This is a genomic window from Actinophytocola gossypii, assembly GCF_025165815.1.
In the GTDB taxonomy this organism is placed as follows: domain Bacteria; phylum Actinomycetota; class Actinomycetes; order Mycobacteriales; family Pseudonocardiaceae; genus Actinophytocola; species Actinophytocola gossypii.
Window position 1 is genome coordinate 77,130 of sequence record NZ_JAFFZE010000004.1, and the last position, 23,176, is coordinate 100,305.

General features: G+C 73.1%; 16 protein-coding genes. 6 read left to right on the forward strand and 10 right to left on the reverse strand.

Annotated elements, in window-relative coordinates; all coding sequences use genetic code 11:
• Window positions 1-11 precede the first annotated feature (11 nt).
• The 4 genes from JT362_RS01765 to JT362_RS01780 are packed head-to-tail and all read left to right on the forward strand — an operon-like array spanning window position 12 to window position 3,139.
• Window positions 12-623 (forward strand): RraA family protein, encoded by a 612-nt coding sequence (locus JT362_RS01765; protein ID WP_260189200.1) that lies wholly within the window; start codon window positions 12-14, stop codon window positions 621-623.
• Entirely contained in the window at window positions 623-1,513 is an 891-nt protein-coding gene (locus JT362_RS01770) for a dihydrodipicolinate synthase family protein (RefSeq protein WP_260189201.1), read from the forward strand. Before JT362_RS01765 ends, JT362_RS01770 begins: the two co-directional genes overlap by 1 nt.
• Window positions 1,513-2,286 (forward strand): SDR family oxidoreductase, encoded by a 774-nt coding sequence (locus tag JT362_RS01775; RefSeq protein WP_260189202.1) that lies wholly within the window; start codon window positions 1,513-1,515, stop codon window positions 2,284-2,286. The genes JT362_RS01770 and JT362_RS01775 overlap by 1 nt, the downstream gene beginning before the upstream one ends.
• The gene (locus JT362_RS01780; RefSeq protein WP_260189203.1) at window positions 2,273-3,139 is read left to right on the forward strand and encodes a fumarylacetoacetate hydrolase family protein; all 867 of its coding nucleotides are present in this window, start codon (window positions 2,273-2,275) and stop codon (window positions 3,137-3,139) included. The genes JT362_RS01775 and JT362_RS01780 overlap by 14 nt, the downstream gene beginning before the upstream one ends.
• An 866-nt stretch (window positions 3,140-4,005) precedes the next feature.
• Here JT362_RS01780 and JT362_RS01785 read toward each other — a convergent pair.
• From JT362_RS01785 to JT362_RS01825, 9 genes are all read right to left on the reverse strand, one after another.
• Entirely contained in the window at window positions 4,006-4,974 is a 969-nt protein-coding gene (locus JT362_RS01785) for a 2-hydroxyacid dehydrogenase (protein WP_260189204.1), read from the reverse strand.
• Window positions 4,971-6,467 carry an aldehyde dehydrogenase family protein gene (locus tag JT362_RS01790; RefSeq protein ID WP_260189205.1) on the reverse strand — a complete coding sequence of 499 codons (1,497 nt, stop codon included), beginning with the start codon at window positions 6,465-6,467 and terminating at the stop codon, window positions 4,971-4,973. Before JT362_RS01790 ends, JT362_RS01785 begins: the two co-directional genes overlap by 4 nt.
• A 1-nt stretch (window position 6,468) precedes the next feature.
• On the reverse strand, window positions 6,469-7,143 hold the full coding sequence (locus JT362_RS01795) for an RraA family protein (RefSeq protein ID WP_260189206.1): 675 nt from the start codon (window positions 7,141-7,143) through the stop codon (window positions 6,469-6,471).
• A gap of 24 nt (window positions 7,144-7,167) precedes the next feature.
• Complete coding sequence (locus JT362_RS01800) at window positions 7,168-8,433, reverse strand: TRAP transporter large permease (protein ID WP_260189207.1); 1,266 nt, start codon at window positions 8,431-8,433, stop codon at window positions 7,168-7,170.
• Entirely contained in the window at window positions 8,430-8,963 is a 534-nt protein-coding gene (locus JT362_RS01805; protein WP_260189208.1) for a TRAP transporter small permease, read from the reverse strand. Before JT362_RS01805 ends, JT362_RS01800 begins: the two co-directional genes overlap by 4 nt.
• Window positions 8,960-9,949, reverse strand: coding sequence for a TRAP transporter substrate-binding protein (locus JT362_RS01810; protein ID WP_260189209.1), 990 nt, complete (start codon window positions 9,947-9,949; stop codon window positions 8,960-8,962). Before JT362_RS01810 ends, JT362_RS01805 begins: the two co-directional genes overlap by 4 nt.
• Before the next feature lie 24 nt (window positions 9,950-9,973).
• A complete protein-coding gene (locus tag JT362_RS01815) occupies window positions 9,974-11,029 on the reverse strand; it encodes an Ldh family oxidoreductase (RefSeq protein WP_260189210.1) in 1,056 nt (351 codons plus the stop codon).
• Complete coding sequence (locus JT362_RS01820) at window positions 11,026-12,180, reverse strand: iron-containing alcohol dehydrogenase family protein (RefSeq protein ID WP_260189211.1); 1,155 nt, start codon at window positions 12,178-12,180, stop codon at window positions 11,026-11,028. Before JT362_RS01820 ends, JT362_RS01815 begins: the two co-directional genes overlap by 4 nt.
• 93 nt (window positions 12,181-12,273) lie before the next feature.
• Complete coding sequence (locus JT362_RS01825; protein ID WP_260189212.1) at window positions 12,274-12,984, reverse strand: GntR family transcriptional regulator; 711 nt, start codon at window positions 12,982-12,984, stop codon at window positions 12,274-12,276.
• Window positions 12,985-13,814: 830 nt separating this feature from the next.
• On the opposite strand from JT362_RS01825, the gene JT362_RS01830 reads away from it, so the two are divergent.
• Window positions 13,815-14,978, forward strand: a complete 1,164-nt coding sequence (locus JT362_RS01830; RefSeq protein WP_260189213.1) for a geranylgeranyl reductase family protein — start codon at window positions 13,815-13,817, stop codon at window positions 14,976-14,978.
• Window positions 14,979-14,994: 16 nt separating this feature from the next.
• On the forward strand, window positions 14,995-21,156 hold the full coding sequence (locus JT362_RS01835; RefSeq protein ID WP_260189214.1) for a type I polyketide synthase: 6,162 nt from the start codon (window positions 14,995-14,997) through the stop codon (window positions 21,154-21,156).
• 7 nt (window positions 21,157-21,163) lie between these two features.
• Here JT362_RS01835 and JT362_RS01840 read toward each other — a convergent pair whose 3' ends face one another.
• Window positions 21,164-23,002, reverse strand: a complete 1,839-nt coding sequence (locus JT362_RS01840) for a glycoside hydrolase family 5 protein (RefSeq protein WP_260189215.1) — start codon at window positions 23,000-23,002, stop codon at window positions 21,164-21,166.
• Between the last annotated feature and the right edge of the window lie 174 nt (window positions 23,003-23,176).

A 23,176-nucleotide genomic window follows, 5' to 3' on the forward strand; every position in this document is an offset into this window, starting at 1 on the left:
GGGAAGGAACGATGTTGTCGGCACGTATCACGACCGAGCTGCTCGAGCTGGGCGCCAGCACGGTGTACGAGGGTTCCGGCCTCGACTGCTGGGTTGATCCCGGGCTGCGGCCCGTGTGGCGCGGCGCCCGCCTGGCCGGGCCCGCCTTCACCGTCCGCGCCGCCCCCGGCGACAACCTCGCGGTGCAGCTCGGGGTCCGCGCGGCGCCCGCGGGTTCGGTGCTCGTGGTGGACGGCGCCGGCGAGCGGGTCGGCTACTGGGGTGAGATCCTGACCGAGATCGCCGTCCAGCGTGGACTGGCCGGGCTGGTCATCGACGGCACCGTCCGGGACGTCGACGAGATCGAGCGGACCGGCTTCCCCGTGTTCAGCCGGGGCGTCGCGATGCGGCACGCCGCGAAGCGCGACCGGGGCGAGCTGGGTGGCGTGCTCGACCTGGCGGGCCGGCGGGTCCGCCCGGGTGATGTCGTGGTGGCCGACACCGACGGCGTCGCGGTGGTCCCGCACGAGCAGCTGGACGCCGTGCTCGCCGGGGCGCGGACCCGCGCCGAGAAGGAACGGACCCGGATCGCCACGATCCGTTCGGGGGTCATCCCCGAGACGACCGCCGAGGAGGGGTACTGATGGCGACACCGCTCGACCGTGGCCTGTGGGGGATCCTCGCGACCCCGTTCCTCGACGGCCGCGTTGACGACGCGTCGCTGCGCCGCGAGGTGGAGCTGTTCACGTCGATCCCGGCCGCCGGGATCGTCGCGCTGGGCGTGTTCGGCGAGGGGGCGTCGCTCGACTCGGCCGAGCAGCGCCACGTCGTCGCCACCGTCGTCGAGGCGGCGGGCGGGCTGCCGGTCGTGGCCGGGGTCTCCGCGCTGCGCACCGCGCCGGTCGTCGAGCAGGCCCGCACGGCGGTCGACGCGGCCGGCGGGCGGCTGGCCGCGCTGATGGTGCAGGCGAACTCGCCGAAGGCGGACGTGCTGACCGCGCACCTGCGTGCCGTGCACGACGCCACCGGCGCCGGCATCGTCCTGCAGGACTACCCGGTCAGCAGCGGGGTCACGGTGCCGACGCCGGTGCTGCTCGACGTCGTGGCCGCGTGCCCGTTCGTCGTCGCGGTGAAGGCGGAGTCGCCACCCGTCTCGGCCGCGATCGCCGCGATCGCCCCGCACGTGGCGGTGCCGGTCTTCGGCGGCCTTGGCGGGGTGGGGCTGCTGGACGAGCTGGCCGTCGGCGCGGCGGGCGCGATGACCGGCTTCTCCCGCCCGGAGGCCCTCGCCGCGGCGATCGGGGCGTGGGACACCGGCGGCATGCCGGCGGCCGAGGCGGCGTTCGCCCGCTGGCTGCCGCTCGCGAACTTCGAGGCACAGGCCGGGATCGGGCTCGCGCTGCGCAAGGAGGCGTTGCGGTTGCGGGGGATCTTCACCTCGTCGGAGGTCCGCGCCCCCGCACCGGCGATGCCGGACGCCCTGCGGCCGGTACTGGACATGCACCTCGCCAACCTCACGGAGGAGACGGCCTGATGGACCTCGGACTGAACGGACGCGCCGCGCTGGTGCTCGGCTCCACCTCCGGCCTCGGCCGCGCGGTGGGCGAGGCGCTGGCCGGGGAGGGCGCCAGGGTCGCGTTCTGCGGCCGGCGCGCCGCGCTGGCGCGGGAGACCGCGGCGGCGCACGAGGAGGCGGTCGGCATCGAGACCGACCTGACCGACGCGGACTCGGTGCGCGCCGCGCTCGCGAGCGCCGAGCGGGAGCTGGGTCCGGTGGACGTGCTGGTGCTCAACTCCGGCGGGCCGCCGCCCGGCAGGGCCGAGGACCTGACGGCGGAGGCGTTGACCGCCGCGTTCACGTCGATGCTGCTGCGGCAGGTCGAGCTGGTGAACGCCGTGCTGCCCGGGATGCGGGCGCGCGGCTGGGGCCGGATCGTGGGCATCGGGTCCAGCGGGGTGCAGGCCCCCATCCCCGGGCTGGCGCTGTCGAACACCCTGCGCGGCGGCTTGGCGGGGTACCTGAAGACCCTCGCCGGCGAGGTCGCGGGCGACGGGGTGACCGTCAACATGGTGCTGCCCGGCCGGATCGACACCGACCGGGTCGCGAGCCTGGACCGCGCGGCCGCGGATCGGCAGCGGCTCGACGTCGACGTCGTGCGGGAGCGGTCCCAGGCGCTGATCCCGGTCGGCCGCTACGGCCGGCCGGAGGAGTTCGCCGCGGCGGTCACGTTCCTCTGCGGGAACCCCGCGTCCTACATCACCGGAGAACAACTGCGATGCGACGGAGGCCTCGTTGCCGGCTACTGACCTGAAGATCCAGCTGGGCACCGCCCGGACCGACGACACCCGCGGCACCCGCGCGGTGGTGGTGAGCCCGCGCGGGCTGACGGCGGTGGCCGACCTGGCGCCGGGCACGTTCGCCGACGCCCGGGACGTGATCGAGCGGTTCGGCGCGGCCGAGCTGGCGGAGCTGACGGCCGCCGCCCCGGAGTCGGCGTTCACCGAGGTGGGCGCGACGGTGTTCACCGCGCCGATCCCCCGCCCTCGGATGATCTGGGGTATCGGCCTGAACTACCGCGAGCACGCCACGGACCTGTCGGAGGTCGCGCCGAGCGAGGAGCCGGCGTCGTTCATCAAGGGCGACCACACGGTCATCGGTCCCGGTGACCCGATTCCGCTGCCGTGGCAGAGCGAACGGGTGACCGCGGAGGCAGAGCTGGGCCTGGTGATCGGTTCGCTGTGCCGGGACGCGAGCGTCGAGGACGCGCTGGACCACGTCTGGGGCGTGACCACGGTCCTCGACCAGACCGCGGAGGACATCCTGGCCAGGAACCCGCGTTATCTGACGAGGTCGAAGAACTTCCCCGGCTTCTTCTCGTTCGGCCCGCTGATCACCCCGACCGCCGACGTGGGCGACATCCTGGAGGTCGAGGTCCGCACCCTGGTCAACGGGAACCTCCACCGCGCCAACACGACGGCGAACATGATGTTCCCGCCGGCGGAGCTGGTGAGCTTCCACAGCCAGGTCATGCCCCTGTTCCCTGGCGACATCCTGTCGACGGGCACGCCGGGGGCGGTCCGGATCGAGCCGGGCGACGTCGCGGGCTGTGTGATTCCCGGGGTCGGCGAGCTGTACAACCCGGTCGTGGGGCGCCGATGACAAGCGAACATTGGCGCAATTCTGCGTGATATTCCGTGCTAAGAACTCGTTCACGGCGATGAAAGCCCGGCGAAAATCGCCGGGCTTTCTTTTTTGCCCTTCACGGAATTAATCGAATTTTTCGTTCCGGAAAGGGTTGCCATGACAGAACCGGGCTGCTTCCAAGATCCGATGCTAGTCGCGCGGGCCTGCCAGGACCAGGCCGACGGCCACCGGTACCGCCCCGACCGCTCCGGCTTCGTCGCGATGGCCTGGCACCTGCGAAGAAGTCGGACGGCTGGGACCTCAACACCGGCGACTTCCACTCCTACTCGCACAAGTCCTGGCTCGACAGCCTGCACGACCTGCTGCCCGGCGACGCCCTGCTCAAGAGCGGCCACATGGATTCGAGAAGTGGGTCAACCCGAACGACCACACCGACGGCGCCTGGGTCCACTCCGAGAACACCCACGGCCAGAAGACCAACCACAACATCAACTCCTGGTCGGAGATGACGACCTACCGTGGCATCCGCTACGACAAGATCGTCGACGAACCGACCGGGATCGCCTCGGTGTACGGTGCTGGACGACGGCCGGTTGACATACTCGGGCCGTCGACGTGAGCGATGGGGATCGGACCCAGCGCACGGTCACCTCGACCGGCACGCTCGGGTTCGTGCCGGTGGCGATGGCCACGCTGAACTTCAACACCGTCGTGGTCATCGCCCCGAACGGGCGGCTGTACCGAGTGGACATCAGATCCAACAAGACCGATCTGCGATTCGACCCACCGGTGTTCATCAAACGCCAACGACATGAAGGGATCCACCACCGTCGACACCCGAGGCTGGGTCCAAACCCTCCTCTCCACCCAGCCCGGCACGGTCACCTGATCGGTACCGGGGTGAGCGGGGCCGCACCGGCGAGCACCGCGCACACGTTCTCCGCGGCCCGCATCGCCATGGCGGTGCGGGTCTCGGTGGTGGCCGAGCCGAGGTGGGGGGCCAGCGCCACGTTGTCCCGCTCCAGCAGGCCGGGGTGCACGTCCGGTTCGTGCTCGAAGACGTCGAGCGCCGCTCCGGCGATGACCCCGTCGGCCAGCGCGGTCGCCAGCGCCGCCTCGTCCACGACCGGGCCGCGGGTGGTGTTGACCAGGAACGCGGTCGGCTTCATCGTGGCCAGGGCGTCCGCGTCGATGAGGTGGCGGGTTCCTTCGGTGAGCGGGCAGTGCAGGGACACGACGTCGGCGGTGGCCAGCAGGTCGGCCAGCGGCAGCCGGGTGGCCGACAGCTCCCGCTCGACCGGAGCCGGTGCGGGATTCCGTCCGGTGTAGACCACACGCATCCCGAAGGCGAGCGCGCGCCGGGCCACCGCGCGGCCGATCTGGCCGAGGCCGACGATGCCGAGGGTCTTGCCCTGCAGACCGGAGCCGAGCATGAACCCGAGTTGGAAGGACCACGGCGTCCGCGCACGCAGCAGCCGCTCCCCCTCCCCCAGCCTGCGGGTCACCGCGAGCAGCAGGCCGAACGTCAGGTCGGCGGTGGCGTCGGTGAGCACGCCGGGGGTGTTGGTCACCTCGACGCCCCGGGCACGCAGCGCCGGAACGTCGAGGTTGTCGAAGCCGACGGCCACGTTCGCCACCACCCGCAGGCCGGGACCGGCCGCGTCGGCGACCTCGGCGTCGATCCGGTCGTTGAGCGTCGCCACGATCGCCGCCGCGCCGGGTACCGAGGTGAGCAGCGCGCCTCGGTCGAGCGGGCCCGGGTCCGGCGGGGTCCACACCGGGCCGGCCGTTCGCAGCCGGTCCAGCACCGGGTCGGGCAGGGTGGTGGTCACGACGACCGGTCCGTTCATCGGGGCGCCGCCGGACGGAGGTAGCCGACCTTGGTCCTGGTGTAGAACTCCTTGGCCGTGTCGCCGTTGGAGAACGCGCCCATGCCGCTGCCGCCGATCCCGCCGAACGGCACGTGCGGTTCGCTGGCGGTGCCGTGGTTGACGTGCACCATGCCGGTGTCCGCCCCGCGCAGGAAGGTCAGCGCGACCTCGAGGTCCGTGCTGAACACCGACGCGGCCAGCGCGTACTCGCTGTCGTTGACCACCGCGACGGCCTGCTCGACGCCGCTGACCCGGAGCACCGACAGGACGGGCCCGAAGATCTCCTCCTGGGCCACCACCATGTCCGGCGTGACCCGGTCGAGCACCACCGGCACGTGGTACGGGCCGTCGGCGGGCACCGGACGGTCCGCGCTGACCCGGACCGCGCCCTCCTCGATCCCCCGTCGCACGTAGTCGGCGACGATGTCGCGTTGGCGGTCGCTCACCAGCGGGCCGACGGCGGTGCCCGGATCGGTGCCGGGACCGACGGTCAGCGCGTCCACTCTGGACACCAGCGCGGCGACCAGCTCGTCGGCGACCGCGTCCTCGACGACGACCCGGCTGATCGCCGTGCACCGCTGCCCGCTGCACTGCATGGCGGCCGACACGATGTCCCCGGCCACCGCGCCCAGGTCGTCGGCGCTGTGCACGTAGGCGGCGTTCTTGCCGCCGAGCTCCAACTGCACCGGGGTGAGGTTCCGGCCGGCCAGCTCGGCGATTCCCCGGCCGACCGACGTCGACCCGGTGAAGCTCACGCCCCGGACGCCGGGGTGCGCCACGAGCGCGGCGCCGACCACGGATCCGCTGCCGCACACCACGTTCACCGTGCCGGCGGGCACGCCCGCCTCGATCAGCAGCGCGACCACGGCGAGCGCGGACAGCGGGGACTCCCCCGCCGGCTTGACCACCACCGTGTCCCCCGCGGCGAGCGCGGGCGCGATCTTGCGGACCGGTGCGACGATCGGGAAGTTCCACGGGGTGATCGCGGCCACCACCCCGACCGGCACCCGCTCGGTCACCACCAGCGAGCCGGGCTGGTCGCCGGGAATGGTCTGGCCGGACATGCGCGGGGCGTCGCCGGCCGAGTACTCGATCTCGGCGGCGGCCCGTTCGACCTCGCCCCGGGACTCGCCGATCGGCTTGCCCATCTCGGCGGTGGCGAGCGCCGCGAGGCGTTCCTTGTGCTCCCGCAGCAGCGCCGCCCAGCGCAGCAGCACGGACCCGCGCTGCCGGCCGGACGTGCCAGCCCAGGCCGGACCGGCGGCGGTGGCGGCCGCGACCGCCGCGTCCACCTCGGCCGGGCCGGCGTCCGGTACGGCGGCCACCACCGCGCCGGTGGCCGGGTCGGTCACCTCGGTGGTGGCGCCGGTGACCACCGCCTCGCCGCCGATGAGCAGTGCGGGTCCGCCGCCGGCGGTCGGCAGGAGATCGAGGAAGCCGGTGCTCGTGGTCAGGTCGGTCAGGTCGGTCATGTCAGGAGTCCTCTCGCTCGACGTGCCGGACGGTGATCGCGTCGACCCACGGCCGCTGCCAGGTGTCGGCGGCGATGGCGGCCATGGAGCGCTTCTCGTTGGCTTCGATGGCCGCCGCGCCCTCGATCGCCCGCGCCACCTCGCCGCGGGGAACGAACACCACGCCGTCCCGGTCGCCGACCACGACGTCGCCGGTGTCCACACTGGTGCCCCGGATCGAGACGTGCCCGCCGATCGCACCCGGCCCGTCCTTGTAGGGGCCCTGGTGCGACACGTCCAGCACGAAGATCGGCAGCTCCAGCTCGGACAGCTCGTCGAGGTCACGCGCCGCGCCGTCGAGCACGATGCCACCGAGCCCGCGCTTGACCGCGTAGTGGCAGGCGAGGCCGCCGATCAACGCGCGCTCCCGGTCGCCGCCGCCGGCGATCACCAGGATCTCCCCCGGCTGCGCGACGTCGAGGGCCAGGTGCACGGCCAGGTTGTCGCCCGGCCGGGTGTGCACGGTGAGCGCGGTGCCGAGCAGGGTCGGCACCTTGCTGATCGGCCGCAGTCCCGGTGCGCCGCCGACCCGGCCCTGGCCGTCCGAGATGGCGGCGGTGGGGAACCTCCCCAGCGCTGCGACCTGGTCGTCCGGCACGGCCGTGCGCGGCCGGGAGTAGAGCACGCACTCCGACATGCGTTGTCCTCCTTCGTCGAGGGGTCAGGTGAGCACGAGGCTCAGTTGCGGCCAGAAGGTGATCACCACGAGCGCCACCAGCGCGGCCGTGAGGAACGGCAGGTTGGCCCTGGCGACGGTCATCGCCGGGAGCCGGGCGATGCTCGACGCGATGAACAGCGAGATGCCGATCGGCGGGGTGACCAGCCCGACCATCAGGTTGAACACCAGGACGACGCCGAAGTGGACAGGATCGATGCCCAGTGCCATTGCGGTGGGCAGCAGCAGCGGGGTGAAGATGATGATCGCCGCGTTGCTCTCCAGGAACATGCCGAACACCAGCAGGATCACGTTGACCAGGATCAGGAACGCCACCGGACCGAGGTCGCCCAGCGTCGCGGTGAGCGCGGTGGGGAAGCCGGTCCGCACGAACACCTGCCCGAGCACGGCCGCCGCCGCGACGATGAACAGGATCACCGCCGAGTTCAGCGCGGCGCCCGCGAACACCGCCGGCAGCCTGCGCAGGTTCAGCTCCCGGTAGAACACGGTGGACACCACGAGCGCGTAGAGCACGGCGACGGCCGCCGACTCGGTCGCGGTGAACCAGCCGGTCATGATGCCCGCGATGATGATGACCGGCATGAGCAGGGCGGCGATCGAGTCGCGCACCGCGAGCAGCGCCGCGCGGGCGGGCACCCTGTCCTGCTTCGGGTACTTCCGCCGGATCGCGAGCACCACGACCATGCCGGCGAGGACCAGGGCGAGCAGCAGGCCGGGCAGGATGCCGGCCACGAGCAGCGGCTTGATCTTCTGGTTCGCCGCGATCGCGTAGACCACCAGCGGGATGGACGGCGGGATGATCGGGCCGAGGATCGACGCGGTCGAGGTGAGCGCCGCGCTGAACGACCGGGGGTAGCCCTGCGCGGTCATGCCGGGGATCATCGCCTTGCCGATCGCCGAGGCCTCGGCCGCCGCCGACCCGGAGATGCCGGAGAAGAGCACGTTCGTGCCGATGTTCACCACGCCGAGCCCACCGGGCATCCGGCCGAACAGCAGCGACGCGAAGTCGATCAGTCGCCGGGTGATGCCGCCCGCGTTCATCAGGGACCCCGCGAGCAGGAACAGCGGGATCGCGGTCAGCGGGATCGAGTCCGCGCCCGCCGTGGTCGTCTGCGCGAGCAACGCGGCGGACGGCACGTCCAGGGCGAAGAACACGAACACGAGCCCGGCACCGAGGAACGCGTAGGCGACCGGGACGCCGAGCAGGATCATGGCGAACAGGACGACGAGGAGCAGGATTCCGCTGGTCACGAAGCACTCCTCTCCGCACCGGACCGGCCGAACCACTCGGCGACGGCACTGGCGAGCACGATGGCGCCGGAGAGCGGCGCGGGCAGGAACAGCACGGCCATCGGCAGCTCCAGCGCCGGGGTCAGGTGCCCCGCGGTGGCGACGAGCACGATCACGCCGCCGATCAGCAGGGCCGCGCAGCTGACCACCACGACCGCCTGGATGACGACGTTCATCACCGCGGCCCGCCGGTGCCCGCCGCGCCTGCGCACGGCGTCGAGCACGGTGGTGATGCCGATGTGGCTACGGGTCCGGTAGGCCAGCGCGGCGCCGACGAAGGTCAGCCACACCATGAGGATCCGGGTGACCTCGTCGGCCCACACGAACGGGCTGCGGAAGGCGTAGCGCATCAGCACCTGCAGCAGCAGGACGAGGGTGATGCCACCGAGCGCGGCGGCCACGAAGGTGCCGAGCGTGCGGTTCACCCAGCCGGTGAAGGTCGCCTCGTCGTCCTCGAAACCTCCGCGGGGCGTCTGCTTCTCGTCGCTCATCGGGACACCACCCGCCGGTAGAGGTCCTCGACGACCGGGCCGGCCTCGGCGGCGAGGCTGGCGGTGCGTTCGCGGAACGCCTGGCGGTCGGGTTCGACGACGGTCATGCCGTCCTCGGCGAGCTTGTCCACCAGCAGCTTCTCCTGCGACCGCACGTAGTCGAGCAGCCCGGTCCGCACCGCGCCGGACGCGGCGGTGGTGAGGATGTCGCGCTGCTCGCCGGTCAGCCGGTCCCACGCGTCGTCGCCGATGGACACCGCGGTCGGCTCGATCACGTGCCCGGTGAGGATCAGCGTGGACTGCGCCACGGACAGGCCGGCGGAGTCGATCGTGGTGAGCGGGTTCTCCTGTCCCTCCAGCGCGCCCTGCTCCAGCGCGGTCAGCACGTCACCGAAGGCCATCGGGGTCGGGCTCGCGCCGAGCTCCGCCCAGGTGCGCAGGATCATCGGGTTCTCCGGCACGCGGATGCGCAGGCCGGCGATGTCGGCCGGGGTGGTCGCGCGCTCGTTGAGGGTCAGGTGCCGGGCCCCGCGTGGCCACCACGAGACGACCCTGGTGCCGGTGTCGGCGGTGATCCGGTCGGCCACCCGCTCGCCGAGGTCACCGGTGTAGACGTCCATCGCCTCGTCGATGTCGTCGAAGAGGTAGGGCAGGACCAGGAACTGGCCCACCGGGGTCATCTGGCTGTAGACGCCGGACCCGCCGACCCACATGTCGACGGTGCCGAGCCCGAGTCCTTCCAGCGCCTCCGCGTCGTCGCCGAGCTGTCCGCTGGGGTAGACCTCGACGCGCAGCGAGCCGTCGCTGGCCTCGGCGATCTCGTCGGCGAAGTCCTGCACGGCGACCGCGTTGGCGTCGGTGGCCGACCAGGCGTGGCCGAGGACGAGGGTCGTCGGGGTGTTCCCGTCCGCCGTCCCGCACGCCGAGGCGGCGAGTACCGCCGTGGCGAGCAGGACGGCTGGTATGGCTTGCCGTTTCCTGAACATCGTCGTTCCTTACCGGGGGCAGAGCTAGGGAGCGGGCGTCGCGACGCCGAGGTCGGCGGCGAGCGCCGCGAGTGAGGACCAGGTCGACGTGCTGATCGGCACGCCGTGCCGGTCCGCCAGGCGTGCCGCGCGTTCCTCGGGTTGGCCGGGGAGCGACACGGCGTCGAAGCCCTCCGCGGTCGGCAGCTCGCCGACCCACCCGAGGAACTGTTCGAGCGCCTGACCGTGACGGTCGATTCGGTCGGTGAACCGCGAGGCGAAGAACGCGTGTCCGACGTTCTGCGGGCGGTCCCAGTGCAGGTACATGTCGCCGATGTCCGGACCGGACGCCCCACCGGCGAGCACCCCGCAGAGCAGGTCGATCACGAGCGCCAGCCCGGAGCCCTTGGGGCCGGCGAAGGGCAGCACCGCGCCGTCGAGCGCTTCGGCGGCGACGGTGGTCGGCCGACCCTCGGTGTCGACGCCCCAGCCGAGCGGGATCGGCTCGTTCCTGCTGTCGGCGAGAATGATCTTGCCTCGGGCCACCGCGCTGGAGGCGATGTCGAGCACCACCGGCTCGCCGCCGGGTCGCGGCACCGCGATGGCCACCGGGTTCGTGCCGACCGCGCGGGTGCGCCCGCCGTGGTAGGTCATGGTGACCGGCGCGTTGGACATGGCCACGGCCAGGTAGCCGTCGCGGGCGGCGCGGCGCGCGTAGAAGGCCATGGTGCCGCAGTGGTTGCTGTGGTGGGCCGTGGCGCTGCCGATGCCGTACTCGTCGGCCAGCGCGCACGCGGCGTCCATCCCGGCGGTCGCCACGTAGGCGCCCATCGCGTTCCGACCGTCCACTGTGGCGCGTGCGCCTTCGGTGCGCACGACCGGGTCGGCGAGCGGGTCCACCATGCCCTCGCGGACCCGCCGTACGTAGATGGGCAGCCGGATCAACCCGTGCGACGCGACGCCGTGCCGGTCGGCGTCGACCAGGTTCTCGGCGACGAGCCGCGCCGCGCGCTCGGCGAGGCCGGCCGCGCGCAGGATGGCGACGGCGTAGGCGACCAGGTCCGGCGCGGGCAGGCGGACGGAGGTGGGGTCGGCGCTCACGCCGCCGCCCGCAGCAGGTCGGTCAGCTCGGCGGCGGTCGCGATCCTGGGGTTGGCGCGGGTGTTGTCGCTGCCGAGCGCGATCTCCACGATCGGCGCGAAGTCGTGCTCGCCGACCTGCCAGTCCCGCAGCCGGGTGGTGAGCCCGACGTCGGCGCGCAGCGTGCGGACCGCGTCGGACAGGCGGGTCGAGCCGGGGGCGAGGCACCGGGCCAGCTCGGCGTGCCGGGCGGGCTCGACCTCCTCGTTGAACGCGCACATCTCGGGCAGCATGTGCGCGACCGCGACGCCGTGCGGGATACCGTGCGCGGCGCCGAGTGGCACGGCGAGCGCGTGGGCGAGGCCCAGCCTGGTGTAGTTGGCCGCGAGCTCGGCGATGCAGCTCGCCGCGAGCATGCCCATCCTGGCGTCGAGGTCGGCCGGGTCGGTGACGGCGGCGCGCAGGTGGGTGCCGATCAGGGTCACCGCATGTCGTGCGTGCCCTTCGGAGATGGGGTTGTTCCACACGCTGCCGTAGGACTCGATGGCGTGGCCGAGCGCGTCGAAGCCGGTGGCCGCGGTGATCGCGGGCGGCAGTCCGACGGTCAGCTCGGGGTCGAGGACGGCCAGGGTCGGCATGACCCGCAGGGAGGCGATGCTCACCTTGCGGCGGCTTTCCGGGTCGCTGAGCACGCAGAACCGGGTGACCTCGCTGCCGGTGCCGGCCGTGGTGGGGATCGCGATCACCGGCACCGGCTGACTGTCCACCTTGTCGGGTCCGACGAGGTCGAGCACCGGGCGTCCCGCGGTGGCGGTGGCCGCGGCCGCCTTGGCCGCGTCGAGCACACTGCCGCCGCCCAGCGCGACCACCACGTCGTGCCTGCCGGCGCGGATCGCCTCGGCCGCCAGGTCCACCGAGGTGGTGGTCGGGTCGGACACGATTCCGTCGAACACCACGGTGGACGCGCCGCCCGGGAGCGTGGCGAGGACTGTGTCGACGATCCCGGCGGTCCGCAGACCCGCGTCGGTCACGAGGATCGGGTTGGTCACGTCGTAGCGGTCGAGTTCGGCGGCGAGCCCGGCGATCGCGCCCGCACCGCCGACGATCCTGGTCGGCAGCTCGTAGTCGAACCTCCGCGACGACGAGCGTTCGCGCAGCACTGAGCTGTTCATCGGAGCTCCTCAACTCTCGACGGGCAGGGGGTACCCGGCCGACACGTGTCCGGCCCGGTTTCGTATGAGTTTTGTCCTTTATGGACTTATGGCCTACCCGACGTCGGACGCGAAGCGGCCCGCCGCGCGCTCGGCCTTGATGTGTTCGACCATCAGTTCCTCGCCCCGCTGGAGGTGGTGGACGAGTGCGTCGATAGCGCCGTCGACGTCGCGCCTGCCGATCGCGGCGGCCACCGCCTTGTGCTCGGCGAGGTTCTCCTCGATCCGTCCTTTGTAGCCGGTCGAGAGGAAGTGCCTGCCCCGGTCGATCTGCCGCTCGACGATGCCGTAGAAGCCGATCACCCTGCTGTTCCCGGTGCAGGCCACGATTTTCTTGTGGAACTCGTTGTCGCGCTGGAAGTACCTTGGGTAGTCGGCGACCTCGATCGGGTCGTCGAAGCCGTCGAAGAAACCGGCCAGCTCACGCACGGAGTCGGCGTCGTCCCCGGCGAACAGCTGACGCAGGCCCATCGGCTCGAGCGCCTTGCGCAGTTCGAACAGCTCGCGCAGGTCGTGCTCGTCGAACCCGGCGATCTCCCACCCGGTGCCCCGGTCGCGCGGCGTGACCAGTCCCGACGCGGCGAGCCGCTGCAACGCCTCGCGCACCGGGGTCCGGCTCACGTCGAGCCGGGCGCTCAGCGTGCGGTCGGTGACCACCTCGCCGGGCTTCAGCTCACACCGCACGATGGCGTCCTCCAACGCCTCGAACACGCGGTCGGTCAGGCTCACCACCCGCTGCGGCTTGATCGACAGTCCGTCCTGCATAGGGCCAGTATGCACGAATACTGGTATACCAACAAGCCCGGATCCGGAATGGACATGACCTGTCCTGCGACGATGGCCCACCGATCGGAGCGACCGAAAGCCGACGGCACTTCCAACCGTCGCCCAGCTGCTCGTGGCCAACCCCTGGTCGCGCCGCGACGAGTACAGTTCGTCCGACGACGCCGCGGAGGCGCGCCGGCCGGATGGAGGTCTCCACCACGGAACAGGTCCGCGAGCCGCCGGTCCGACTCGTCGCCGCCGACATCGTCGAGCAGGTCGTCGTGGACCCGGGTGATCGCACCCAGCACACCGAGGTCGACCCGAAGGGGAAAGCCCGCCATCCGCGCGTACCCGGCGATGAGAAAACACAGTTCCGTCCCGGCCGAGCGCAGCGCTCCGCCCACGTGCGTCCGCCGGACCGGATCGTCCACACTGGGCTCCACGGTCGGCGCGATGATTGCGTCGTAGGTCGCGACATATGTGCTCGCCCGGAACGCACCCGAGGAATCCGTCCGGCGAACCCGACGGACCGCGGCAGAGCGCGCAGGTCGTGACCGGCGCGGGTGGCGGCGGATCGTCGTTCACCTCGTCGTGGCTATCAGGGTACGTGCCGTCCGCCTCCGGCGGTTCACTCCGACGAACCGGTTCGGGCGCGCCGGAACGGGTAGTGCGGCCCGAACGGGTTCCTGGTTCGCTCACTGGCGGTCACGACGATCATGGAGGTGAGTGGTTCTCCGAATCCGGTGGCTGAACCTCGGCTTCCGGTCTCACCTCGTCCGCGTACCGGCGGTTAGCTTCGTTGTACGAAGTGGACACCGGAATTTCGGGAGATGGTGGGAAACTTGTGGGACGTCGTGGTCGTCGGCGCAGGTCCGTGCGGGGCGAGTGCGGCGCGGGTGGCCGCCGAGGCGGGGTGCCGGGTGCTGTTGCTCGAACGCGCCGAGATCCCGCGCTACAAGACCTGCGGCGGCGGGCTGATCGGGTGTTCGCAGCGGTTCCTGCCGGCGAACCTGAAGGTCACGGTCCACGACGAGATCGAGGCGGTCACGTTCGGCCTGCGGGGCCGGTGGGAGCGCACGATGAGCTCCACGGGCGCGGCGCGGTGCCGGATGGTGTTCCGTGACGAGCTCGACGCCGCGTTGACCACCGCGGCGGCCGAGGCGGGCGCCACGGTGCGGGACCGGACGCCGGTGCTGGCGGTCGAGGACGAGGACGGCGCGGTCGCCGTGCGCACCGGTGACGGTGTGCTGCGCACGCGCGTGCTCGTCGGGGCCGACGGGAGCGCGAGCCGGGTCGGCAGGCACCTCGGTGTGCGGTGCGAGCAGGTGGATCTGGCCCTCGAGGTCGAGGTGCCGGTCGACCGGTGGACGGCGTCGCGGTGGCGGGGCCGGATGCTGCTGGAGTGGGGGCCGCTGCCTGGCTCGTTCGGCTGGGTGTTCCCGAAGGGCGACATCTGCACGGCCGGCGTGGTGGCCGCCAGGGGGCGGGGCGAGGCGACGAAGTCCTACCTGCGTGAGTTCCTCGCCCGCCACCGGCTCGACCACGTCACTCCCGTGCACGACACCGGGCACCTGACGCGGTGTCGTGCCGTCGACTCGCCGCTCGCGCGGCACCGGGTCCTGGTCGCCGGGGACGCCGCCGGGCTGTGCGACCCGTGGTCACGGGAGGGGATCTCCTTCGCGCTGCGATCCGGGGTGCGCTCCGGCGAGGCCGCGGTGCGGGTCGCGCGGGCCGAGACCGACGCGGACCTGGCGGAGGCACGCGACGGGTACGGGGCCGCGATCCACCGCACGCTCGGTGCGGAGATGCGCGCCTCCCGGCAGGTCATGGACATCTTCACCCGGCATCCCGGCTTCCTGCACACCGCGCTGACCGCCGTTCCGCCGGTGTGGCGCGGGGTCGACGCCTATCTGACCGGCACCACCTCGATCCCCGAGCTGCTGGGCACCCGCACGGCCCGCGCCGCGCTGACCGCCGTCCGCGCCATCCCCTGAGGAAGGAACGCCAGCCATGGCAACACAGTCCGACCGCCGCACCCAGACGCCGGTGGCGATCATCGGCACCGGGTGCCGGGCGCCCGGCGGGGTGACGTCCGCGCAGGAGCTGTGGCAGTTGCTGCTCGACGGCCGGGACGTGGTGCCGGGTTCGGACCCCGGCCGCCGCTGGCGCGACGACGAGCGGGTGGTGCCGGCCGACCTCGCCGGCGCGGACGCGTTGCGCGGCGGCTCGTTCCTCGACGACGTCGACCTGTTCGACCCGGGGTTCTTCGGGATCCCGGTGCAGGAGGCGCCGAGCGTCGACCCGCAGCACCGGCTGCTGATGGAGACGACCTGGGAGGCGCTGGAGGACGCCGGCGTACCGCCGCGATCGCTGGCCGGGTCGCGTACCGGGCTGTTCGTCGGCATCTCCGGCGCCGACTACGCCAAGCGGTTCACCCTCGCTGACTTCAACATCTACCACGGCATCTCCGCGATCCCGTCCGGCGCGCCCGGCCGGATCTCCTACATCCTCGACGTGAACGGCCCGTCGATCGCGGTCGACGGTGCGTGCGCGTCCTCGCTGATCGCCGTGCACCTGGCCTGCCGCGCGCTGCACGACGGGGACACCGACCTCGCGCTGGCCGGCGGGGTGACCGTGCAGCTGGAATGGGGCGGGCTGATCGGGTTCGCCCGGGCAGGTGCGTTGTCCGCGCGCGGACGGTGCGCCGCCTTCGACGCGGCCGCGGACGGGTTCGTGCGCGGTGAGGGGTGCGGCATGCTCGCGCTCAAGCGGCTGGCCGACGCCCAGCGCGACGGCGACCGGGTACTGGCCGTCATCGAGGGCACCGCGATCAACCACGCCGGGCGGGTCCAGGGCGTCACCCAGCCGTCGCGGCCGGCACAGCGCGCGGTGGTCACGGCGGCGATGGACGTCGCCGGCGTCACCCCGGACGCCATCGGATACGTGGAGGCGCACGGCACCGGAACGCCCGTGGGGGATCCGATCGAGTTCGGCGCGTTGTCGGACGCGCACGGCTCGTCGACCACGCCGTGCGCGCTGGGAGCGCTCAAGACCAACATCGGACACCCGGAGAGCGCGGCCGGCGTGCTCGGCCTGATCAAGGCGGCGCTCGCGGTGCGGAACGGGCTCATCCCGGCGAACCTGCACTTCACCCGGTGGAACCCGGAGATCGACGCGGAGCGCACCCGGTTCTACGTGCCCACCGCCACCACGCCCTGGGCCGGCGGCGGGCGGCCGCGCCGCGCCGCGGTGTCGGCGTTCGGGGTGACCGGCGCGAACGCGCACGCCATCGTGGCGGAGGCACCGCCGGCGCCGGAGCGGACCGACCACCGACCGGCGCCCGAGCGGCCGGTCGTGCACGCGGTGTCGGCGGCCTCCCGGGGCGGGCTGGCGGCCACCTCGGGCAGGCTCGCCGAGCACGTCGGGTCGGCGCTCCCCCGGCCCGAGGACGTCGCGCACACGCTGGCCACCCGCCGGAGTCACCTGTCGACCCGTGCCTGTGTGGTCGCCACCGGCCGGGCGGAGCTGGTGGACGGCCTGCGCGCGCTCGCCGAGGGGCGGGAGCACCCGGCCGTCGTCGGCGGGGACACCGGCGCGTCCGGCATGCCGGCGTGGGTGTTCTCCGGCCACGGTGGACAGTGGGCCGGCATGGCGCGTGACCTGCTCGACCGCGACGCCGCGTTCACCGGTGTGGTCGACCGGCTCGACCCGGTGGCCGTGGCGGCGGGTGTGCCGGTGCGGCGGCTGCTGGAGTCCGGCACGCACCTCGAGCAGATGGACGTGGTGCAGCCGGTGGTGTTCACCGTGCAGACCGCGCTCGCCGCGATGTGGCGGGCGTGGGGGCTGCGGCCGGCCGCCGTGGTGGGGCACTCGATGGGCGAGGCGGCGGCCGCCGTCACGGCGGGCATCCTGTCGCCTGAGGACGGCATGCGCATCACCCTGCTCCGGTCGTCCCTGCTGCAGCGGGTGGCCGGCGGGTGCATGGTCGCGGTGGCGTTGCCGGTGGACGAGGTGGAGCGCGACATCGCGGACGTCGCGGGGGTGTCGGTGGCCGTGGTGACCGCGCCCGCGTCCACCGTGGTGGCCGGTGACCAGGAGACGGTCGGGGAGCTGGTGCGGGGGTGGCAGGACCGGGGTGTGTTCTGCAAGCGGATCGCCGTCGTGGTCGCGGCGCACTCGCCGCAGGTGGACCCGATCATCGACGAGATCGCCGCGCGGACGTCCTGGCTGGCGGGTGCCGAGCCGGAGGTGCCGTACTACTCGACGTCCGCGGACCCGCGCGCGCCGGTCCTGTTCGACGGCGCGTACTGGGCGCGGAACCTGCGCGCGCCGGTCCGGTTCGACCTGGCGTGCCGGGCCATGGTCGAGGACGGGCACCGGGTGTTCCTGGAGCTGTCCCCGCACCCGCTGCTGACCCAGGCGGTCGAGGAGACCGCGTCGGCGCTGCGCGCGCCGGTGACCACGGTGCCGTCCCTGCTGCGCGACGAGCCCGGACTCGCGGCGATGTGCCGGTCGGCGGCGGCACTGCACGTCACGGGTGTGCCGGTGGACCTCGACGCGGTCAACGGTGGCGGCCTGCCGACGACGCTGCCGCCGACCGCGTTCGACCGGTCCCGGTACTGGCAGGAGCAGCCGCGTGGGTCCAGGGGCACGGTCGGACACATGTGGCTGGGTGAGCGCACCGCCGTCCCGGACCAGGACGCCGAGGACCGGACCCGGCACGTGTGGAGCGCCGACCTCGGCACCGACCGCGTCGACTGGCTGCGCCAGCACACCCTGCGCGGCACACCGCTGGTGCCCGGTGCCGCGCACGTCGAGCTGGTCCTGGCGGCGGCGACCGAGCTGCTGGAGTGCGCGGTGGACGAGGTCTGCCTGACCGATCTCCGCTTCGAGGGGATGTTGCCGGTGACCGGCTCGGTGCCGCTGCGGGTCACCGCGACCCGGACCGGGCGGCGGGTCGCGGTGGAGGTCGTGCAGCACGGCGGTGGCGGCTGGGACCGGGTCGCCGCCGCGACCGCCACCCGGTGCGAGGAGGCGGCCGAGTCCCGGCCCGCGCTGGAGGTTCCCGAGGCCACGCGGGGGCCCGAGGACCTGTACGAGGGTTTCCGCTGCATCGGGCTCGACACCGGGCCGGCGTTCCACTCCATCACAGCCGTCGCCGGCGACGGGGTGACGCGGCTGTGCGTGCCGGAGGAGGCGACGGTCCGCACGGGCGCGCCGAGGGTGCACCCGGTGCTGTTCGACGGCTGTGTGCTGTCGGTGGCCGCGCTGCTGTTCCAGGACGACGACTTCCTCGCCGACAACGTGGACATGCCGTGGCTGCCGGTGCGGATCGCCGAGGTCGTGTTCGCCGGGGATCCCGGTCGGGTCGTGTGGGTCCGGGCGTCGCTGCGCCGGGACGGCTCGGACGCCGCGACCGGACGCGCCGACCTGCACGACGAGACCGGGCGGTGGCTCGGCGCGCTGGAAGGCGTCGAGCTCGTCCGGAGCACCGGCGGGCGGTCGCCGGTGAACGACACGCTGTTCGAGATCACCTGGCAGGTCGCCGAGCGGGCCGACGTGCCAGCCGGGACCGGCGACTGGGTGCTGGTGCGCGAACCGGGTGACCGGGTGGGCATGGCGGACGGGCTCGCCGCCGCGCTGTCGGACCTCGGGCGGCGGGTCGTCGTCCGGGACGACGCCGACGATCCGGCCGCCACCGACGTCGTCTGGTGCGCCACCGGGGACCTCGGGGACCTCGAGCGGGTGAACCGGGTCGCGACGATGCTGCGTGAGCACGCCCAGCGGGCCGAACCGCCCAGGGTCTGGCTGGTCAGCGTCGACGCGCGGCCGGTACTGGACGGCGACCAGGTCGCGCCGGGGGTGTGCGCGCTGCGCGGGCTGCTGCGCGTGGCGGCCATCGAACAGCCGCAGTCCGCGGTGACGTGGATCGACGGGACGGTCACCGACCTCACCGACGTCGCGGCCGAGTTGGCGGCCGGGTCGCCGGAGACGGAGGTCGCCTGGCGGGCGGGCCTGCGGTACGTGGCCCGGATGACGCGCGCCCCGCTGCCACCCCGGCCACCGCGCACCGCCGGGGAGGTCGACGCGGTCGCGGGCGAGGGCGAGTACGTGCTGAACGCCGACGAGGACGGCGGCCTCGAACGGGTCCGGCTGGTCGGCGTCGAGGCACGGCCCGCGCCCGGACCGGGGCAGGTGCTCGTGCGCGCCGAGGCGGTCACCATCCACTTCCGGGACGTCCTGATCGCGCTCGGCATCTACCCCACCGACGACGGGTCGCTGCCCCGGCTCGGGTCGGACGTGGGTGGTGTGGTGGCCGCGGTGGGCGCGGGGGTCGAGGACCTCCGGCCGGGCGACCGCGTGGTCGGCGTGGTGCCCGAGGGGACCGGCACGATGGCGTCGCACTGCCTCACCGCGGCCGACCTGACCGTGCGCGTCCCGGACTCGCTCGCGACGGTCGACCTCACCCCGTCCGTGCTGACCTACGTGACGGCCTGGCACGCGCTGCACGACCTCGCGCGGCTCCGCGCGGGCGAGACCGTGCTGGTGCACTCGGCCGCCGGCGGCACCGGGCTGGCCGCGGTCGCGGTGGCCCGGCTGCTCGGCGCCACCGTCATCGGCACCGCTGGCACCGAGGCCAAGCGGCGCCACCTGCGCGAGCACGGTGTCCGGCACGTGTTCGACTCCCGCACCCTGGACTTCGCCGAACAGGTGCCCGAGGTGACCGGCGGGCGCGGCGTCGACGTCGTGCTCAACTCCCTGACCGGCGCGGCCATGCGGGCGTCGCTCGGCCTGCTCGCCCCCACCGGGCGCTTCGTCGAGATCGGCAAGCGCGACCTGTACGACGGCGCACGTGTCGACCTCGGCACGTTCCGGCACGGCATCACCTACTCGGCACTCGACCTGGTGCTCACCGCCACCGAGCAGCGACCGGTGTTCCTGGCGGCGATCCACCGGGTCGTCGCCGAGCTCGCGGCGGGTCGGCTGCCGCTGCTGCCCAGCACCGTCGTGCCGGTGACCGAGGCCGCCGACGGGTTCAAGCAGCTCGCGTCGGGCGCCCACATCGGACGGATCGTGCTCGAGTTCCCGCCGGCCGGGCACCGGATGCGGGTGCACGCACCCGCCAGGGACGACGCCGTCCGCCCCGGCGGCGCCTACGTCGTCACCGGCGGCACCCGCGGTCTCGGGCTGGAGGCGGTCAGGTGGCTCGCGGCCGGCGGCGCGGGGCGGGTCGTCATCGGCGGCCGCGGTGACCCCGCCCCCGAGGCCGCCGACGCCATCCGCGCCGCGGCGGCCGCCGGGTGCGTGGTGGAGGTGGTCCGAGGTGACCTCGCCGACCCGGACACCGCACGCCGGCTGGTCGCCGCGGCCGGCCCGGACCTGCGCGGCGTCCTGCACACCGCCGTGGTGCTCGACGACGCCCCGCTCACCGAGCTGACAGCGGACCGGTTCGAACGCGTGTGGCACCCCAAGGTGACCGGCCTGGTGAACCTGCACGAGGCGACCAGGGACCACGCGCTGGACTGGTTGGTCGTGTTCTCCTCGATGACCGCGATGCTGGGCAACGCCGGTCAGGCGAACTACGCCGCCGCCGGCGCGTGGGTGGACGCCTTCGCCCGGTGGCGCCACGACCGTGGACTGCCCACCCTGTCGGTGGACTGGGGCGCCTGGGGCGAGGCCGGCCGGGCGACCCACCTCGCCGCCAGGGGACTCGACACGATCGGCACCGCGGAGGGGTTCGCCACGCTCGAGACGCTCCTGCGGCACCAGCGCGTGCACACCGGGGTGTTCTCCTACCAGCCGGACGCGCTCTTCCGCGCCTTCCCGCACGCGGCGGACAGCCCGCTGCTGGCCGAGCTGACCAGCGGCACGACCGCGCGGGGCGCCGGCACGCCGGCCTTCAGCCTGCACACGGAGGAACCGGGACCGGCCAGGGCACAGCTCGTGCAGGAGGCGGTGGTGCACACGCTGGCCGTGCTGCTGGGCACCCAGCCCTCCGCCGTGCCCGCGCACGCGAAGTTCACCGACCTCGGCCTGGACTCGCTCCTCGCGGTGGCCCTGACCCGGCGGGCGAAGACCGACCTGGACATCGTGCTGACCCCGGCCGAGGTGTGGGCGCACCCGTCGCCGGCCGAGCTGGCCGCGCACATCGACTCGACGCTCCAGGGTTGAGCCGCCGTCAGACGGCTCGGCAGAGCAGGGCGTCCGGGGTCTTCCAGGAGCCGATCCGCCCGGTGTAGGCGACGCCGGCGACGTACTCGTCCTTGGCGCACTGGCCCTTGTAGTGGCCGGACGCGAACTCGCCGCCCGGGTCACCCGCCGGGCGGTTGTCGCCCCGGTCGAACCAGACCGTGCGGCCGGACCGGCCGAGCGGGGTGGCGGACTTCCCGCACAGCGCCGAGGAGAACGCGGCGCCGCGCACGCCGTACCCGACGAGGTAGTGGTCGGCCGGGCACTCGACCTTGGTGTACCCGGGCGCCCAGTCGCCGTCCACATGGGACTGGTCGCGGACCACCGTGTACCCGGTCGGCGCGGGCCAGGATCCCGTGCAGAGCCCCCGGTTCCCGGTGTGCGCGAGACCGATCAGCCGTTGGCCGTCCGGGCAGGCTCCCTTGCGGGCGCCGGAGTCCCAGTCCGGCATCGCGCGCACCGCCCTCGACTGCTGGAAGTCGGCGTGGTCCAGGTTCAGCATCGACCAGTTCTCCCCCGCCGGCACCGGCCCGGTGCGACCGGGTGCGGTGACCAGGCGGGTCCAGGCGTCGCCGCGCCAGTCGTCGTACACGTCGATGCGGTTGCCCTCGGTGTCCCACGCGAGCAGCGACCAGCCGTCGCCGGAGCCGCCGGTGTGGAAGCCGACCGCCGGCCAGTAGGCGAAGCCGGTGTCGGTCGCCACCAGGTAGTCGACGAAGGTCTCGAACCAGGCGCGGTCCTTGGCGTTGGTGGTGTTGCGGCCGACGCCGAACTCACTGATCCACAGCGGCGCGGTGAAGTGCTCGCCGGTCTCGGCCGAGACGTAGAACGCCTGCCGGTACAGCACGTCCCGCAGCTCGTCCGGGCCGAGGTCCCGGTACCGGGGGTCGGTGGTCTCGCCGATGCCGGTCGCGCCCGAGTGGTTGGGGCCGGTGTAGCCGTAGAAGTGCGCGGAGTAGACCAGCTTGCCGGAGTCGACGAGCGTGTGGGACAGCGTGCGGGCCGGCTCCAGGGTCGGCCTGCCGTGCGGGAACCCGTCCACCGGGATGCCCGTCCAGTTGATGCCCTCCACGATGATCAGCAGGTCCGGGTTGGCCTCGATGAGGATCCGGTCGCCGAGCTGTTGACTCGCGCGCTGCCAGTCCTTGTCGTTGCCCCAGCCCCAGTTCGGGTCGTCGAGGATGTCGCGCCGCACCTCGTTGTACAGGTCCGCGCCGACCACCCGGTCGTTGTCGGCGTAGCGGCGGACCATGAACAGCCAGTCCTCCTGCCACTGCCGCTCGGACTGGCTCGTGTTCCACCGCTCGTTGCCGTCGAGGCCGCAGCACCAGCGGGACGTCGTCGTGTGGTTGTTCAGGATCACCGCGAAGCCCCGCGCGGTCAGCCGCTCGACCACGGCGTCGTACACCCGCAGCGGGGTCAGCCCGCTCAGCGCGGGGTTGGCCGGCAGGTCCGGCACCGGACCGGTGTCGTGGATCATCTCGTTGGAGAACGGCAGCCGCACGCTGTTGAGCCCCAGCTCGACGAACCCGTCGATGATCGTGTCCAGCGGGACGCGGTCGAGGCCGAGCGGAGTCTGGAAGGCCTGCTCGCCGGCGTGGTGGTTCGCGGGGTCGCGCACGTCGCCGGACCCGGTCCAGGTGCCGCTCGCGCCGTGCCAGTTGGCGGATCTGAGCTTGAACCGGTCGCCGTTCGCGTCCACCACGTACCGGCCCCGGGTGCTCAACGGACCGACCCAGGTGAGGTCGGTGTCGGCGACGGCTGGGGCGGGGAATGCGAGGACTCCTGAGGACAGCAGGACGGCGAGCAGCGCGCTGGCGAACCTCACGCTCCGAGCGTATCGGGGTGCGGTGCGTGATTCGAGCCCGTCACCCGAAGTTCCTGGCCCGCCCGGTTACACTCCCCCGCGAGTGCCTGGCTCGACGACGTTCTGAGCTACCCCGTGTCAGCCGGCACCCGGCAGTCGGGGTTGCATGCACGTCCGCGTGCGCGGATGTGGCGG